The following is a 16,703-nucleotide window of genomic DNA, read 5'->3' on the forward strand; positions in this document are numbered from 1 at the left end:
ATGGCCCGCGTCAGCCTCGTCGTCCACGGTCGCGGTCGCGGTCACGCCAGTCGGGCAGTCGCCTGCGCCCGCGCCCTGCGCCAGGCCGGCCACGCCCTGCACGTGTTCGCCGGCGGCGATTCGGAGCGTGTCCTCAAGAACATGTCCGAAGTGACAGCCATCCCGATCGTCCGCCCGGGCCTCGGCGCTCCCGGTGGTTGGTTGCGGCGGCTGTCGAGCGACGCCTCGCGGTTCGCCGCCGCCGCGCCGGAGTGCGTCGTCAGCGACGGCGACCAGCCGAGCCTCGTGGTCGCGCGCCGGCGCAAGGTCGGCAGCGTCGCCATCGATCACGGCCTCGCGCTCACCCACAGCCGCCTGCCGATCCGCCCGCCCGCGCTGATGCGGCTGTACGAGCGGCTCAACAACGCCCCGCTGGTGCTCGCCGACCGCCTCGTCGCCGTCCACTTCCTGCCGTTCGCGGCCACCGACGAGCGCGTCGCGGTCGCTCGCCCCGACCTGCGCGACGACCTGCGCGGCCCGGTCACCCGCGACGGCTTCTTGCTGGCCTACTTCCGCGACGACAACGGCCGCGACGCCCTCGCGCTCGCCCTCGCCGCCGGCGCCGAGGTCGTCTGCTTCGGCGAGCGCGACCCGCAGCTGCCCGGCCTGCGGTTTCATCGCTCCGACCGCGCCGGCTTCGCCGACCACCTGCGCCGCTGCGACGGCGTCATCGCCTCCGCGGGCAGCAACGTGCTGGCCGAGTGCGTCATGCTGCGCAAGCCGGCGCTCGCGCTGTACCGCCGCGGCGACGCCGAGCAGGCCCTGAACGCGCAGCTGGCCGAGCACGCCGGCGTCGCGCTCGCGCGCGGCTTCGAGGACCTGCGCCCCGGCGACATCGCCGACTTCCTGGCCCGCGTGCGCGGCGGTGAGTTCGCCGCGCCCGACCTCGTGACCGCCATGCCGCCGGTGTCCGAGGTCGTCGTCAACGCCGTCGCGGCGCTCCTGGTATAAGGCCCACGCCCGCATGTCCGAGTCGTCCCGCGCAACCGGCCTCGCCGCCCTCGTCGTGCGCCGTCCGCTGGCGATCGTCGTCCTCGCTCTGGTGCTCGGCGTGCTCGGTTACTTCGGCACGCGCCGGCTCGGCATCGACCAGGAGCTGCGCGCCCTCCTCCCCGACGACGCGCCCAGCGTCACTCGCCTCGACGCCGTCACCGAGCGCCTCGGCAACCAGTCCGACCTCTACGTCACGATCCGCGGCCCCTCGCGCGAGGCCAACCTCGCCCTCGGCGCCGCGATCGCCGACAACCTCGAGCAGCGCGACGACATCCACTACGTCCTGTTCCGCCGCGACCCCGAGTTCTTCCGCGACAACCTCCTGCTCTACGCCGAGCTGCAGGACCTGCTCGACCTGCGCCAGCGCGTCATCGAGGCCATCCAGGCCCGCGTCCGGCGCGAGCTCAGCATGTTCCCCGAGGACCAGGCCGCGGGCGGCGAGGGCGACGACCTCGGCCTCGACGAAAAAGCGCTGCGCGAGCGCTACGGCCTCGATCGTGAGCCCTCGGAGTACTTCGAGCGCGACGAGGGCCGGCTCGTGGTCGTGCGCGCGCGGCCGACCCGGCCCAACACCGACATCTCGTTCGCGCGCGGCCTGTCGCGCAACCTGCGGGCGGCGATCGACGGCCTGGAGCCGAAGCGCTTCCACCCGGAGATCGAGGTCACGATCGACGGCAGCTACGCCGAGCACACCGCCCAGGCCAGCAGCCTCGAGCGCGACATCATCTCCGGCACCGCGTTCGCCTTCGGCCTGCTGCTCCTGGTGGTGGCGATCTACTTCCGCGGCCTGCGGGCGGTGCCGCTGGTGCTCGTGCCGCTGCTGATCGCGGTGGTCACCACCCTGGCGATCGGCTGGCTCGTCTACCGCGAGCTCAACCTCGTCAGCGCCTTCATCTTCGCCGTCACTCTCGGCCTCGGCATCGACTTCGGCACCCACATCCTCTCGCGCTACCGCGACGAGCGGCGCCGCGGCCTCGCGCAGTTCGAGGCGATCGCCACCACCATCGCCACCACCGGCGTGTCGACGGCCGGCGGCGCGCTGAGCACCGCGTTCGCGTTCCTGTTCCTGGTCCTGGCCGAGTTCCGCGGCTTCTCTCAGTTCGGGGTGATCGGCAGCCTCGGCATCATGATCGCCTTCGTCGCCGCGCTGGTGGTCCTGCCCGCGCTGGCGCTGGTGCTCGACCGCGTCGTCCCCTGGCGCGTGCCCCCGCCGCCGGCGCGCGAGGCCGCGGGCGCGCGGGTCGTCTCGCGCAAGTTCCCCTGGCTGGCCTTCGGGACAGCCACGGTCTGCCTCGTCGGCGGGGTCCTCGGCGCCGCCCAGCTGCCGCGCGTCGGCTTCGAGTACAACCTCAGCAAGCTGGGCCCGCCCGACCGCACCAGCCCCGAGGAGCAGCAGCGGGCCAACCAGTACCGCGACGCCGTCGGCCGCACGCAGTCGACCGACCCGACCATCGTGCTGACCGACAGCCTGCCGCAGACCGAGGCAGTGAACCGCCAGCTGCAGGCGATCCTCGACCTCGAGCCGGAGCAGATCGCCGAGATCACCGGCCTGCCGCCCTTCCCCGACACGCCGCGCAAGAAGCCCGAGCCCAAGCCCGAACCCGCGCCCAGGAAGCCCGCGGACGACGAGGAGGAAGAGGACGAGGACGTCGAGCCCGACGATCCGAAGTTCGTCCGCCTCGCCGAGCTCGCGCGCACGCGCGGCCCGGTCGACCCCGCGGTGCTCGAGCAGCTGAAGCAGTACCCGCCCGAGCGGCTGCGCGAGATGGACGACCTGCTCAGCAGCGTCCTGTCGATCTACAGCTTCGTGCCCGAGCTGCAGGCGGAGAAGCTCGAGGTCGTCCGCGACATCAAGGCCCGCATCGACAGGAAGCGCGGCTCGTTCTCCGACGCCGACCTCGAGAAGTTGAAGTCGTGGGAGCGCTACCTGCAGGTCGAGCGGCCGGTCGGGCCGGACGACCTGCCGCTGTGGGTCAAGGTCCAGTTCACCGACATGCACGGCGAGCTCGGCCGCTTCGTCGCCTGCTGGCAGCGCGGGCCCAAGTCGGAGTACGCCCACGCCAAGCGGATCCACGACGCCTTCGACACCATCGACACGCCGCTCGGCGCGGCCCCGGCGGTCGGCTCGCACTTCGTCGTGCCCGAGGTCGTCGACACCATCCGCGGCGACGGCCCGCTGGTGATGTGCGCCGTGTTCGGCGTGCTCATCGTCACCGCGCTGGTGATGTTCCGCAGCGTCGCCCACGCGGCGATCGTCCTGGCGACCGTCGGCTCGGCGCTCGGCTGGCTGGCCGCGGTGTTCGTGGCGATGGGCTGGACCCTCAACCTGTTCAACCTGGTCGCGCTGCCGCTGCTCGTCGGCATGGGTCAGGACGACTCGCTGCACATCATCCACCGTTACCGCGAGGAGGGCACAGGTCGGCTGGCGCACACCATGCGCGAGACCGGCGGCGCCGTCGTCCTCACCACGGTCACCACGGTCATCGGCTTCTCGAGCATGCTGTTCGTCGACCACATCGGCCTGCGCTCGCTCGGCTGGACCGCCGTCGTCGGCATGACCTTCTGCCTGGTCGCCTCGCTCACGCTCGTGCCCGCTTGCCTGCGCCTCGGCGAGTGGTTGCGGGTCCGGCGCGGCGAGTGAGAGGTCCTTTTCGACATGTTCCGAACGCCAGATGACACCCCGGCGCCGCTCGCCGCCGTCCTGCCGGTCGCCGTGCGCCCGGCCGTGCGCCCGTGCGCACCCGTGCACGGTTTGCCCGGGCGCGCAAGCGCGCAGACTGGCCTGGTGTGGGGCAAAGCCGCTACAGTGAGGGCAAGATGCGCATCGCCCTCGTGATGGCCGGCGGCGGCGGCTCTCGCCTCTGGCCTGCGTCGACCCCCGAGCGGCCCAAGCAATTCATGGCCCTGCGGGACGACCGGCGGCAGAGCCTCCTCGCGGCCGCGGTCGACCGCGCGGCCGCGGTCGCCGGCGCCGACTGCACCTTCCTCGTCACCACCGCCGGGCTGGCCGCCGCCGTCCGCGCAGCCGCGCCGCAGCTCGCGCCCGAGCAAGTGATCGAGGAGCCGTGCCCGCGCAGCACCGCGCCGTGCGTGGCCCTCTCGCTGGTCCACATCGTCGAGCGCCTGCGCGCGCGCGGCTGGTCCGAGAGACAGATCGACGAGACCGCGCTGATGGTCCTGCCGTCCGACCATCACATCGGCGACGAGGCCCGCTTCGCCGACCTGCTCGCGCGCGCCTGCGACTGCGCCGCGGAGACCCGCGACGTCGTCGTCCTCGGCGTCACGCCCACGCGGCCCGAGACCGGCTACGGCTACATCGAGCGCGACGGCGTGCCGCAGTCGTCGCAGTGCGACACCGCGTGCGCCTCGCTGAGCCTCTACTCGGCGGTGCGCTTCGTCGAGAAGCCGAACCTCGCCCGCGCGCGCGAGTTCCTGGCCAGCGGTCGGTTCCTGTGGAACGCCGGCGTGTGCATCACGCCGATCGGTCGCCTGCTGGCGGAGTACCAGCGCCACGCGCCGGCGCTGTGGCAGGCGTTCGCGCCGGTGATCTCGGCCCTGCGCGAGGGCGAGGCCGAGCTGGCCCGCGCGCGCACTGCCGCCGCCTACGCGTCGATCCAGCCGGCCTCGATCGACGTGGCGATCCTCGAGCAGCTCGCCGACCTGCGGGTCGCCGCCAGCGACGTCGCCTGGACCGACCTCGGCTCGTGGGCGGCCATCCGCGAGGCCCTCCCGCGCGACGCCGACGGCTTCGCCGTCCACGCCGAGAACGGCGCCGCTGTCCACGTCGTCGACGGCCACGACGGCCTGGTCTGGACCGACGGCGCCGACGTCGCGATCGTCGGCCTCGACGGCATCGCCGTCATCTCGTCGGGCGGCCGGATCCTCGTCTGCCCGCTCGAGCGCGCCCAGGAGGTCCGCGCCGCCGCCGAGGCCGCCGCCAGGCACGCGGCAGTCCGCCCGCGCCCCAAGCCCGACGAGACGTGAGCGCAGCTGTCCCGAGAGACAGCTGACTGCGCACCGGGCCGAGCCGTCGCGGAGGACGGCATCGTCTCACGAGCGAGATGTCCCGCGGGACAGGCGCATTCGGCGGGCGCGGAACGTGCGAGATGTCTCGAGGGACAGGCGACTTGGCGGGCGCGGAAATCAGATGTTCTCGAGCGAGATGTCCCACGGGACAGGCGACTCGGCGAGCGCGGAAATCAGATGTCTCTCGAGCGAGATGCCCCGCGGGACAGGCGACTCGGCGGGCACGAAAATTCGGTTGGCTCTCGCGCGAGACGTCCTGCGGGACCGGTGCATTCGTGGAACATTGACGTCAGATGTCTCTCGAGACAGCCGGCCCGCGAGGCTCTCGCCAAGCTCCTCGAGCTCCGCCGCGAAGATCTTCGTCTGCCGCACGCCCGACCTCGGGCCGATGGATGTCTCGAGACAACCGGCCCGCGAGGGCCACCGGCGAAGCTCCACGTCCGCCGCGCGCCCGACCTCGGGCCGATGCATCAGGTCGCTCGTCGTCGCCGTCGCTGCGAGCTTCGACCTCGGCACCGGTCACCCGGGTGCTCTCGGCTCGCAGCTTCGTCGAAGCAGTCGCCGGCCCACGCGCGCGGTCCCCGGCCTTTGCCGCCCCGCGCGAGGCCTCGCACACCGGCGCGCCTGGGCCCGCCGCGGCGCTTCGTTATACTCGGCGCACGTGACGAGCACCGAGGCAAGCACTCGCGCCACGCCGCCGCAGTGGCTGCGGCGCGTCGCCATTCTCAACGACTACGCGCGGGTCCCCTACGCCAACGGCTCCTCGTTCGCCTCGCAGATGTTGCGGCGGGAATTCGCCGCGCGCGGGCAGGAGGTCACGGTCATCGGCCCCAACGACCCGCACGCGCGGCCCGACCAGTTGCCGCCGCGGCGGATCTTGCTGCCCTCGTTGCCGCTGCGCAATCACCCGGGGGTGTACATGCCGTTCCCCTCGGCGCGCAGCTTTCGCGAGGCGGCGGCGCAGAAGTTCGACTTCGTGCTCAGCCAGAGCAACCACGACCTGTGCGACCTCGGCGTGTGGCTGCGCTTCAAGCACGACGTACCGCTGCTGTGCGTCAACACGCTGCACCTGCCGAGCGTCTACGGCGTGGTCCTGAGCGACCGCATGCGCAAGAACCGGACCATCAACGGCCTGTTCGAGGACCGGCTGATGCCCTGGCTCGAGCACCACTGCGCCGAGGTCTACAACCTCGGCGACGGCCTCATCGTCCTCGCCGAGGGCCTCGTCGACTACTGGCGCGAGCGCGGCGTGACCGTGCCGATCCACGTGATCCCGCGGGCCGTCGCCCCGCACATCTTCGACGCCCCCGCCGGCCCCGATCCCTTCCCGGCCGGCGCCGTCGCGGGCCAGCGCCTGCTCGTCGTCTGCCGTCACTCGCGCGAGAAGGGCATCGAGCGGCTCTTGCGGCTGTTCGCCCGCCACATCGCGCCCGCGCGCCCGCAGGCGTCGCTCACCCTCGTCGGCGACGGCCCCGACCACGACCACTTCCGCGCGCTCGCCGACCGCCTCGGCTTGCAGGAGCGGGTCCACTTCGTCGGCGAGGTGCCCGTCACCGAGGTGCCCAACTACTACCGGCACGCCGACCTGTTCGTCTACACCTCCCTGTCCGAGACCTACGGCCAGGTCGTCAGCGAGGCGATGTGGTGCGGCCTCGCGGCCGTCGCCTTCGCCGACGGCATGGGCGTGTCGCAGCAGATCCGCGACGGCCGCGACGGCTTCCTCGTCGACCCTGGCCCCGACCACGACGCCGCCGACGCCGAGTTCGGCGCCCGTGTGGTCGAGCTGCTCGGCGACGAGGCTGCTCTCGAGAACATGTCCGAAGAGGCATCTCGCCACGCCCGCGACCGCGCCGACCCGGGGCGCAGCATCGCCCGCTACTACGCCGCCTTCGAGGCCGCGCGCGAGCACTGCCGCAGCACCGCCGCCGAGCGCCGCGCCCAGGGCCTGAACACGCCCAGGCTGATCTCCCGCTGGCTCGCGGTCCACGGCGCCGTGGTCGGCCTCAGCGCCCTGCGGCCCCCCGCCCTGCTCAACCGCAACGGCGGCGAGCAACCCGCCTGGAGCTAGCTCGCTGTGTTCTAAAGGGCATGTCCCAACAGACATGACCCTCAGAACAGGCTCATCCCGACGCGTTGGCCAGGGCGATGTCGAGGAAGGGCTGGACCATGTCGAGCACGCGCCCGCGGGCGCGGACGCGGCGCAGGTTGCCGAAGTGGCCGGCGATCGCGCGGTCGATGAAGATGATCTGCTGCGACGGCTGGAACGAGGCCAGGCGCTTGATGGCCGCGGGGAGCAGCCGGATCACGTCGTCGTGCAGGGTCGCGCTCGCGTAGTCGAACGGCTCGCCGGTGAGGAACGGCAGCGCCAGCACGTCGCGCCACTGCTTGTAAAAGGCCGGCTCGACCGGCGGCCCGTCGGGGTTGCGCACGCCGAGCCCGCGCAGGCCCTCGTCGACGCCGCCCCAGTCCTCGGCGATCCCGCAGCGGATCGTCTTCGCGTAGGCCGCCGCGATCTCCGGCGGCACCTGCTTCACGCAGCCGAAGTCGTACAGGACGACGTCGCCGTTCGGGCGGAACGCCAGGTTGCCGGGGTTCGGGTCGGCGTGCAGAAGCCGGTGCTGGAACAGCTGGGCCGACAGCGCGCGGAACAGGTTGTCGCCGATCCGGTCGCGCAGCTGCTGCGAGTAGCCGCGGGCGTCGAGCTCGTCGATGCGGTCACCTGGCTCATAAGTCAGGGTGAGCACGCGCTGCGACGAGCGCTCGCCGACGACCTCGGGGACGATGACGTGGTCGTCGCCGCGGTGGATCTCGCGGAAGCGGCGGACGTTGTCGGCCTCGTTGCAGTAGTCGAGCTCCTCGACCAGGCGGGCGCGGATCTCCGCGAACACCTCGTCGAGGCTCTGCTGCTTGACGTCGACCAGGCCCGTCGCGCGCTTGACGAAGCCGCCGGCCTTGAGGGCGAACTTCAGCTGCGCCAGGTCGGAGTCGACGGCGCCGTCGACGCCCGGGTACTGCACCTTGACCACGACCTCGCGGCCGTCGTCGGTGGTCGCGCGGTGGACCTGGCCGATCGACGCCGCCGCGAACGGCTCGACCTCGAAGCGTTTGAACAGCACCTCCGGCGGGGCGCCGAGCTCGGCCTCGAGCTGGCGGGCGATCACCGCGAAGTCGACCGGCGGCGCCTGCCGCTGCAGCGAGCGCAGCGCCTCCGACAGCTCCTTCGGCAGCAGGTCGCTGGCGATCGACGCCATCTGCCCGACCTTCATCACCGCGCCCTTGAGCTCGCCGAGCGTCCGCGCGATGCGCCCGCCGTTGAGCTCGTGGGCCGCGTTGCGCTCGCGCTCGGCGTCCTCCTCCGACTGGAACAGCCCCTTGATCCGCGTCTTCGCGTAGCTGCCCGCGACCTGCGCGGTCATGCCGGCGAGCTTGAAGAAGCGCCTCCCCTTCGTGACCGGGCCCTCGTTCATCGCCGCTCGCCCCGGCTCTTACTCTGCCCGCCCGCAACGGCCCGCGCAAGCCCGCGCGCTCGCGCGTCGCAGGCCCGCGCTCGCGGGCCGGGCCGTCGCCGGAACGTGACCCGACCGACGTCGGCGGATCCTCCGCAAGCTGTCCTTCGGGACAGTTCCTCCGCCGCGGAATAAATGTCCTCACGGACATGTTCCAACGGGCAACTTCGGCCCGTCCCCGCCGCCGCGGTCGAGGGGAGTGATTACCTCCGTCCCGGTGTGCGCTGGCTCGCGGGCGGGGTCCCGCGGGCGCCCCCTCGCCGGCGCCCGCAACGCCGCAGATCGACCGCCTGCGCCGGAGCCGGGCGGAACGGCCGCCGGGGCCGGGGAGCGGGCGCTCGCGGGGGCTGTGCCCCGCCGGACCCGCCGGGCGAGGAGCCCGCGCCGCCGGCCCCGCGAGCCTGTAGGATGAGCCACGGAGCCGACCGTGACCCGCGAAGCGAAGCCAGACTCGTCGAGGACCGTCCAGGAGACCGCGCGCTTCATCCTCCGCTACTTGCGAGAGAACGCCGACGGCGCGACCAAGGAGACGCTCTCCACCAAGGCCGGCGTCGCCGGCGTGACGGTGCAGCGGGCGCTCAAGTACATGCGCGAGGAGTGGGACGCGCCGCTCGAGTTCGTGCACGCGAGCAAGGTGTGGAAGCTGCTCGACGACAAGTTCACGCTGCCGCTGACCGACCCGGACCCGGAGGACCTCGCGGCGGTGGTGTTCGCGTCGGCGCTGCTGCAGCCGGTCGCCGACGCCGAGCTCAACGCCCGCGTCAAGCGGTTGGTCGAGCAGATGGACGCCGCCGTCGAGGAGACGCAGAAGAACGCGGCCAAGGTGCGGCCGAAGAGCGTGACCGCGACGCTGACCACCGGCACGCGGGTCGACTCGCGGCTGGTGTCGAAGCTGTTGCAGGCGGTCGGCTCGGGCGTGGTGCGCATCGAGTACGACAGCCCGTGGTCGGGCTCGCGCAAGACCCACGACGTCGAGCCGTGGCAGCTGCGGCTGCACGACGGCGTGATGTACATGCGCGCGTTCTCGCGGACGACCGGCGACGCGCGCAGCTTCCGGGTCGCGCAGATCGTCCACGCGCGCGTGCTGCCGGGCCAGACCCCGCGCGAGGCCGTGCCGACCAAGAACAACCTGTGGGGCGGTTCGGAGCCGGGCTACGGCATCGACAGCGACCGCCCCGGCGTCGCCACCCTGCGCGTGCGCGGCGGCGTGGCCCGGTGGATCGCCAACCTCGTGTGGGACCCCGGCCAGGAGGACAGGTGGATCGAGCCGGGCGAGCTGCTCGAGCGCAAGGTGCCGTACCACTCGTGTCGCGAGTTCGCGCGGCGGCTGTTCACGATCGTCGACGGCCTCGAGTCGATCGAGCCGACCGAGCTGCGCGAGGAGGTCGTCAGCGACGCGCGCGCCTTCCTCGACCGCCTCGATCGCCACGCCGCGCAGGCGTGAGCGCCGCGTTGTCTCCCGCGGATCAAGCGCCCGTGGCAAGCTCCCGTTCGAGGTCGACGGGGGATTGACTTAGGGCGGGTGACTCCATCGCCCCGGGGCCCATGGTGGCCTTTCGGGCTTGGAGTCGTGGTGACCTCAGGCCCCGGCGGGGGACCCACGCGACGCAGGTCGTAGCGTGGGCTCCCGCCTCCTTTTGCTATCATCCGCGCGTGAGCACGCGCCCGCGAGTCTGCGTCCTTCACGTCGGCGGCACCATCGGCATGGTCCGCACCGAGACGGGCTACGCGCCGCAGCCGGGATTCCTCGGCGAGTACATGGCCGCCATGCCCGAGCTGCGCCGCTCCGAGCTGCCGGCCTTCGACGTCGTCTCGCTCGAGCCGCTGCTCGACTCGGCCGACATGGCGCCCGAGGACTGGGTGCGGATCGCCGAGGCCATCGCCGCCCGCTACGCCGACTACACCGGCTTCGTCGTCGTCCACGGCACCGACACGATGGCCTACACCGCCTCGGCCCTGAGCTTCCTGCTGCCCGGCCTGGCCAAGCCCGTCATCCTCACCGGCTCGCAGCTCAGCCTCACCCACGTCCGCAGCGACGGCCGCGAGCACATCATCACCGCCTTGCTGCTCGCCGGGACCTGCGAGATCCCCGAAGTCTGCATCTACTTCGCCTCTCGCCTCCTGCGCGGCAACCGGGCCCAGAAGGTCCACAACCTCGACTTCGTCGCCTTCGACAGCGGCAACCTCCCGCCGCTCGCCCACGTCGGGGTCGGCATCGAGGTCGCGCGCCACCTGGTCCGAAAGCCAGGTCAGGCCGGGCGAGCCGGCCTCACCATGATCCCGCTGGTGCGCCGGCCCGAGGTCGCCTCGGTCCGCCTGTTCCCCGGCATCGGCGCGGCGATGATGTCGAAGCTGCTCGAGCCGCCGCTCGAGGCCCTCGTGCTCGAGACCTACGGCGTCGGCAACGCGCCCAGCCGCGACCAGGCGCTGCTGTCGGCGATCGCCCGCAGCGCCGCGCCCCCGCGTGAGGTCGTGATCGTCAACTGCTCGCAGTGCCACGGCGGTTCGGTCCGCCAGACCACCTACAGCACCGGCGCCGCGCTCGCCCGCGCCGGCGTCCTGTCCGGCTTCGACATGACCCCCGAGGCCGCCCTCACCAAGCTCTACTGCCTGCTCGCCTCCGGCCTGTCGCCGGCCGAGGTCCGCTCGCGCATGCAGCAGGACCTCGCCGGCGAGCTGACGCCGGACCCCGCGAGCGCCACCGTCTCCTGAGGTGCGACGATGCGTGACCTCCTCGTGAGCCTGTCTTTTGGTGCATGTCTTTGTGCACATGTCTCCGGGTGCAGCTCGCCCCCGCCCGCCCCGGCTCCCGCCGCCGCCCCGCCCAAGCCCGCCGCCAAGCCCGCCGGCGAGGCGCTGGTCGGCTACGACCTGCGGCGCCTGCGGCCGCGCGACGAGGAGACCCTGGCCGCGATGTTCGACCGGCTGCGGGCGCAGGCCCTGGCCGACGGCAAGCGCGTGGCGGTGCTGTTCAGCGCCGACTGGTGCGAGCCCTGCCGCGAGCTCGAAGAGGAGCTCGGCAACCGCCACCCGGCGGCGGAGATCGGCGACGTCCGGTTCCTCGAGCTCAAGGAAGAGGACTGGAGCGCCGCCGCCCGCATGGACGAGTTCAACGAGCTGCGCCAGCGCTGGGTCGGCCAGACCGGCTCGTACCCGCTGCTGATGTTGCTCGACGCCGACGGCAAGGTCCGCGAAGAGATGAAGCAGGCGATCGAGCGCCTCGAGGCGGCGAAGATCCAGCCGACCCTCGCGCACTGGCTGGCCGACACGCGGCCGAACAGCGCGACCTAGGCTTCACGAGCGAACGCCGGGCGACGGTGCGGCGATGGCCGCGAAGGGCCGCGCGTCGAACACGACCCTGGCCTGGCGGATCTTCCCGCCCTCGACGGTGTACCAGCGGGCGACGAAGGAGGTCGGCAGCGGCGCCTTCATCGCCAGGTCGCAGAAGACGGCCACGTCGTCGCCGTCGGCGAAGATCTTTCTGATCTCCATCCGCTCCAGCCGCTCTCCGGCCCGCGCCAGCGAGGCGACGTAGGCGTCGGCGGTGCGGAGCGTCTCGAACGGGCCGGTGAAGATCACGTCGTCGGCCAGCCATCGCCGCACCGTCGCGTAGTCACCGCGCTGCCACGCGGCCTCGAATTCGATCACGATCTCTCGAGCGTCCATCGGTTCCTCCTGGTCGTCTTCGACCGGGCGAAAGAGTGCCGCCGCCGCCGTCCCCGGGCCATGCCCGAACGTCCGCGATCCCTGTCCGTTTGTCGCCCGTCTCGGGCAAGATCGCAGCGCGAGCGCTCATGACGAACGATCCCCTCAGCGACGTCTTGAAGACAGTGCGCCTGCGCAGCCGCGTCTTCTGTCAGTCGACGATGCGCGCGCCGTGGGGCTTCCGCGTCGAGGGTCGCAGCCCTGCGAGCTTCAATCTCGTGATCGACGGCAGCCTGCTGCTCGAGGTGAAGGGCCTCGCGGCCCCGCTGGCGCTGGGCCCCGGCGATCTGGCGATCGTCCCCGGCGGCAACGTCTACTCCGTGCGCGACGCCCCGGACTCGCCGACGCCGACGCTCGAGGAGCTGCTCGCGGTGTCGCCGGTGGACGCCGAGGGTCGGCTGTCGCACGGCGGCGACGGGCCGGTCACGACGCTCCTGTGCGGGGCGTTCTTCTTCGACGACGAGAGCGCGCGGGCCCTCCTCGACGCGCTGCCGCCGGTGCTGCTGGTGCGGGCCGACGACGCAGAGCTCGCCGACACCCACGCGGCCTGGCTGCGCTCGACGCTGGCGCTGCTCGACCACGAGGTCCGCACCACGGGCCCCGGTCGCAAGCTGCTGCTCGATCGCCTGCTCGACATCCTGTTCGTGCAGGCGGTCCGCGCCCACTTCGAGGTGCCGACGAACGCCCCGCCCGGCTGGCTCGACGCCCTCCGCGACCCGCAGATCGGCGCCGCGGTCGCGCTCCTCCACCGCGACTTCGCGGCTCCGTGGACCGTGACGAGCGTCGCCGCCCGCGTCGGCCTGTCGCGCACCGCGTTCACCGAGCGCTTCGGCGTGCTGGTCGGCGAGTCACCCGCGCGCTACCTGACCCGCCGCCGCGTCGCCCGGGCGATGACGCTGCTCCACGGCGCGGAGCTGTCGCTGGCGCAGATCGCCGAGCAGGTCGGCTACACCTCGGAGGCCGCCTTCAGCAAGGCCTTCAAGCGCCACGTCGGCGTCGGCCCCGGCGCGTTCCGGCGCGCCGGCGAATCGGGGCCGTGAGGCCCGCACCTGTCCTCCGAGCCATGTCATCCTGCACTTCAGGACATGGCGCAACGTACATGTCCTGAAGCACGAGCGATGGCCCTGGCCCCGATGACCAGAGTGCCGCCTCGAACCTGGCCCGGAGGCCAGGTTCACTCTTCACATCGCGCCGGCGTGGAGCCGCGACCTGTCCCGAGGGCCAGGGTGCCCTCGGACCGGCCTGCGGTCGCGCTGCTCAGCGGCGGCGGCGGAGGATGAAGCCGGCGCCGAGGGCGAGGAGGACCATCGCGCCGTTCCAGGCCTGGCCGTCGGCGTCGACGGAGCAGCCCTTCTTCTTCTCGACCGGGGGCGGGCCCTCCTTGCCGGCGTCGGGGTTGGCCGCGCCGCTGTCGCCGCCGCCGTCGTTGCCGTCACCGCCGCCGAGGGAGTCGTGCGCGTCCTGCTCGGCCGCGGCCTTGTCCTCAGTGTCCGACTCCTCTTCCTTCGGCGCCTCGGGCTTCTTGCCGCTCTTGATCAGCTTGATCTTGCCGCTGGCGAGGGTGAGCTCCTTGCCCTTGGCGTTGACCTGCGTGACCTTGATGTCGTAGGTGCGGTTCTTGTTGAAGCCCTTGCGACCGTCGAGCTCGAGCTCGCCGTAGAACCACTTGTCACCGGCGAAGTCGTTTTCGTCGTGGCGCCAGACCGACGACTTGTTGCCGTCGAGCTCCTGGAAGAACTCGATGTAGAGCGGGCCGGGCGCCGGGTTCTCGAGCTTGGCGTGGACGTAGGCGATCCAGCGGTCTTCGCCGGGCACTTCGTCGAGCGTGTCGACGACGGCCGACTTACCCTTGGCGGTGATCTTGCCGGCGTCGTCGATCTCGATCGGAGTGGCGCCGACCTTCACCTCGCCCGCGTAAGCCGCGGCGCTGCTGAGCGCGGCCAGCGCGAACGCCGAGGAGAGCGTCAAGCGTCGAAGGAGGTTGTTGCGCGGTGTGATAGTCATGGCGGTCGGGCCGGAGGGTAGCACAGCCCGCGCCGGGGACTGTGAACCCCAGGAAACCTGTCGCTGCACCGCGCAGCGGAGCGAAGGCACGTGCAAACCGCGCGGGCTCAGCCCGCGAGGGCTGCGGCGAGCGCTCCGTTGCGGTCCATCGCCGCCAGCTCCGTGAAGCCGCCGATGCTCTGATTCTTGACGAAGATCTGCGGCACCGTGCGGCGGCCGGTGCTCTCGATCAGCCAGCTGCGCGCCTCGGGCAAGTCCGTCACGTCGACGGCGACGAACGCGATTTCGCGCCGCCGCAGCAGCGACTCGGCCATGCGGCAGTACCCGCACGTATCGGTCACGTACAAGACGACGTCGGCGCCGACCTGGTCCGGCGTCTTGAATTCAGTGATGGCCCCGGCGACACCCATGGCTGCTCCGCCGAGGTGTAGCAGAGAATCAGTCCTCGGCGAGCAGGGCGAGGATCTCGTCGTCGAGCTTGTGCTGGTGCTCGCTGGCAAACTTGCCGACGATGACGTCGCGGCGCTGGGCGATGGGAGTGCCGGCGGTGACGCCCTGCCCGCCGATGCCGCCGATCGGGCGCCGACCGACGCGGCTCGGCCCGCGGCTCGGACGCGGCGGGCCCTGACCCGCGGCCGAGGCGGCCACCTGCGCCTGCGCCTCGGGGGCGGTGAACACGACGTGACCGAGCGTGGGATCGAGGGTCGGGCCGGGCTCACCCGCGGCCAGCGGCGGACCCTGCGGGACGACCTCGCGCGGCTCGGGCGGCGGCCGCCGATCGGGCCGCTTCGCCGGCGCCTTCTCCTGCACCACCGGCGCGGGGACCTCGGGCTTGTTCGAGGCCTCGGGGTGGGCGCCGATGTATTTGACGATCCGCTCGTCGAACGACCCGCTGCGCAGCTGGCGGATCATCGACTTGTGCGAGTCCTGCATCGCCGCGACGATCACCGCGTCGAGGTTCTCGCTCTCCAACCGGTCGCGATAGTCGACCTTGTTGGTGGAGATGATCGTACCGTCGTAAAACACGTGCGTGAAGATGTGGGCCTTCTGGATGCCCGAATCCTCGGTTTGCACGTGATAGAGCCGCCCCCGGTGCGGGATGTTGTGGTTGTAGCCGAGCTGGGGGGACTGGTTGGCCGCCATGGTGCTGCTCGCGGGAGCGTGCCTGTCTAGGTTGCCGGCGTTTTACGCGCACCGCAAGCCCAACTGTACTTCGCAGGCGGTCTGTTCGCATAAATGTCTCGCAACTACGGCGGCGAGGGCTCCTGCTATGCTGCGGCACCCGACATCGTCGGGCCGCGAAGTCCCGTGTCCGCAGCCGTCGTCCAGCTCACCCCCTCCCCCGCCGATTTGCTCGCACCGGCCGTCCAGGCCGGTCAAACGGGGGAGATCCCCGATTCCGCGCTCACCGCGCAGGTCGCTGCGTGCGCCGAAAGGGTGGCGGCCATCGACCCACGCGAGGCCTTCGAACGGCTCAGCGAGGCGTTCTGCGGCCGTCACCCGGAGGTCGCGATGCAGTGGCTCCGCGACGCCGGCCTGCTGGTCCACCTCTTGCCCGAGCTCGACGCGACCGTGGCGTTCTCGCAGGAGGGCGGGCGGCGGCACAAGGACGTCTGGGAGCACACGAAGGCGGTGGTGCGCCAGTCGGTCCCCCGCCCGGCCGTCCGCTGGGCGGCGGTGCTGCACGACATCGGCAAGGTCACGACGCGCCGCTTCGTCGGCCCGGGCAAGGTGACTTTCCACGGCCACGCGGAGGAGGGCGTTCGCATGTACCGGCGCGGCCCGGCCCGCCGGATCGGCTTCCCGCTCGAGCTGCGCGAGCAGGTCGAGCTGCTCATCCTCCATCACCTGCGGCCGGGGCAGTACGACGGCACCTGGACCGACTCTGCAGTGCGGCGCTTCGCCCACGAGATGGGCCCGCTGCTCACCGACCTGCTCGACCTCTCGCGCGCCGACGTCACCAGCAAGCGGCCGGGCAAGCGCCAGCGCTGCCTGTTCATGATCAGCGAGCTGGGCCGGCGGATCCGCGAGATCGCGACGCTCGACGCCCGCGTGCCGCCGCTGCCCTCGGGCATCGGCGACGTGCTGATCCGCGAGCTCGGCCTGGCCCCCGGCAAGATCATCGGCCTCCTCCGCAACCGCCTGACCGCCATGTGCGAGGCCGGCGAGATCGAGGCCGGACAGCCGGCGGAGTACTACGTCGAGGTCGTGCGCGAGCGCGGGATCTTGAACGAGCTCGCCGGGCCCGCGGCATGAGCTGGCTTTCGGGACAGGCAACATATCCGGCTGTCCTTCGAGACAGCCGCGAAATTCGGGCCGCCAGCGAGCCTGGCGCTTGAGCCTACCCGAGCCGCCTGCGCGGGGCCGACCTCGTCGAGTGGCTCCCGCTGGCGGCACTCGACCTGCTGATGGCGGGCGCGCTCGGTTGCC

Annotated in this window: 14 protein-coding genes; 9 read left to right on the plus strand and 5 right to left on the minus strand. The window is 72.0% G+C overall.

Annotated features, from left to right (window positions below):
- From O0S08_RS47380 to O0S08_RS47395, 4 genes are all read left to right on the plus strand, one after another.
- Nucleotides 1–990 (plus strand): glycosyltransferase family protein, encoded by a 990-nt coding sequence (locus O0S08_RS47380; RefSeq protein WP_269036164.1) that lies wholly within the window; start codon nucleotides 1–3, stop codon nucleotides 988–990.
- 13 nt (nucleotides 991–1,003) lie between these two features.
- Nucleotides 1,004–3,673, plus strand: a complete 2,670-nt coding sequence (locus tag O0S08_RS47385; protein WP_269036165.1) for an efflux RND transporter permease subunit — start codon at nucleotides 1,004–1,006, stop codon at nucleotides 3,671–3,673.
- A 176-nt stretch (nucleotides 3,674–3,849) separates the two neighbouring features.
- Nucleotides 3,850–5,016 carry a mannose-1-phosphate guanylyltransferase gene (locus O0S08_RS47390; protein ID WP_269036166.1) on the plus strand — a complete coding sequence of 389 codons (1,167 nt, stop codon included), beginning with the start codon at nucleotides 3,850–3,852 and terminating at the stop codon, nucleotides 5,014–5,016.
- Nucleotides 5,017–5,719: 703 nt separating this feature from the next.
- Nucleotides 5,720–7,126: a glycosyltransferase gene (locus tag O0S08_RS47395; RefSeq protein WP_269036167.1), complete on the plus strand. Its 1,407-nt coding sequence runs from the start codon at nucleotides 5,720–5,722 to the stop codon at nucleotides 7,124–7,126.
- A 52-nt stretch (nucleotides 7,127–7,178) separates the two neighbouring features.
- Here O0S08_RS47395 and O0S08_RS47400 read toward each other — a convergent pair whose 3' ends face one another.
- Entirely contained in the window at nucleotides 7,179–8,525 is a 1,347-nt protein-coding gene (locus tag O0S08_RS47400) for an ABC1 kinase family protein (RefSeq protein WP_269036168.1), read from the minus strand.
- A 466-nt stretch (nucleotides 8,526–8,991) separates the two neighbouring features.
- Between O0S08_RS47400 and O0S08_RS47405 the strand changes: the two genes are divergently transcribed.
- The 3 genes from O0S08_RS47405 to O0S08_RS47415 all read left to right on the plus strand — a co-directional run bounded on the left by O0S08_RS47405 (nucleotide 8,992) and on the right by O0S08_RS47415 (nucleotide 11,855).
- Nucleotides 8,992–10,008, plus strand: coding sequence for a helix-turn-helix transcriptional regulator (locus tag O0S08_RS47405; protein ID WP_269036169.1), 1,017 nt, complete (start codon nucleotides 8,992–8,994; stop codon nucleotides 10,006–10,008).
- A gap of 209 nt (nucleotides 10,009–10,217) precedes the next feature.
- Nucleotides 10,218–11,276, plus strand: coding sequence for an asparaginase (gene ansA, locus O0S08_RS47410; protein ID WP_269036170.1), 1,059 nt, complete (start codon nucleotides 10,218–10,220; stop codon nucleotides 11,274–11,276).
- 9 nt (nucleotides 11,277–11,285) lie between these two features.
- Entirely contained in the window at nucleotides 11,286–11,855 is a 570-nt protein-coding gene (locus O0S08_RS47415) for a TlpA family protein disulfide reductase (protein WP_269036171.1), read from the plus strand.
- Nucleotides 11,856–11,858: 3 nt separating this feature from the next.
- Here the strand turns inward: O0S08_RS47415 and O0S08_RS47420 are convergent, their stop codons facing one another.
- On the minus strand, nucleotides 11,859–12,230 hold the full coding sequence (locus tag O0S08_RS47420) for a nuclear transport factor 2 family protein (protein ID WP_269036172.1): 372 nt from the start codon (nucleotides 12,228–12,230) through the stop codon (nucleotides 11,859–11,861).
- A 128-nt stretch (nucleotides 12,231–12,358) separates the two neighbouring features.
- Here O0S08_RS47420 and O0S08_RS47425 point away from each other — a divergent pair, with 128 nt between their 5' ends.
- On the plus strand, nucleotides 12,359–13,309 hold the full coding sequence (locus O0S08_RS47425) for an AraC family transcriptional regulator (RefSeq protein ID WP_269036173.1): 951 nt from the start codon (nucleotides 12,359–12,361) through the stop codon (nucleotides 13,307–13,309).
- A gap of 217 nt (nucleotides 13,310–13,526) precedes the next feature.
- Here O0S08_RS47425 and O0S08_RS47430 read toward each other — a convergent pair whose 3' ends face one another.
- From O0S08_RS47430 to O0S08_RS47440, 3 genes are all read right to left on the minus strand, one after another.
- On the minus strand, nucleotides 13,527–14,273 hold the full coding sequence (locus tag O0S08_RS47430) for an MYXO-CTERM sorting domain-containing protein (RefSeq protein WP_269036174.1): 747 nt from the start codon (nucleotides 14,271–14,273) through the stop codon (nucleotides 13,527–13,529).
- Nucleotides 14,274–14,380: 107 nt separating this feature from the next.
- The gene (locus O0S08_RS47435; protein ID WP_269036175.1) at nucleotides 14,381–14,683 is read right to left on the minus strand and encodes a glutaredoxin domain-containing protein; all 303 of its coding nucleotides are present in this window, start codon (nucleotides 14,681–14,683) and stop codon (nucleotides 14,381–14,383) included.
- Between the two features lie 28 nt (nucleotides 14,684–14,711).
- Nucleotides 14,712–15,416, minus strand: a complete 705-nt coding sequence (locus O0S08_RS47440; protein WP_269036176.1) for a RomY N-terminal domain-containing regulatory protein — start codon at nucleotides 15,414–15,416, stop codon at nucleotides 14,712–14,714.
- A gap of 165 nt (nucleotides 15,417–15,581) precedes the next feature.
- On the opposite strand from O0S08_RS47440, the gene O0S08_RS47445 reads away from it, so the two are divergent.
- Nucleotides 15,582–16,529 (plus strand): HDIG domain-containing metalloprotein, encoded by a 948-nt coding sequence (locus tag O0S08_RS47445; protein WP_269036177.1) that lies wholly within the window; start codon nucleotides 15,582–15,584, stop codon nucleotides 16,527–16,529.
- Nucleotides 16,530–16,703 lie beyond the last annotated feature (174 nt).

The sequence above is a fragment of the Nannocystis punicea genome, from assembly GCF_026965555.1.
Lineage (GTDB): Bacteria > Myxococcota_A > Polyangia > Nannocystales > Nannocystaceae > Nannocystis > Nannocystis punicea.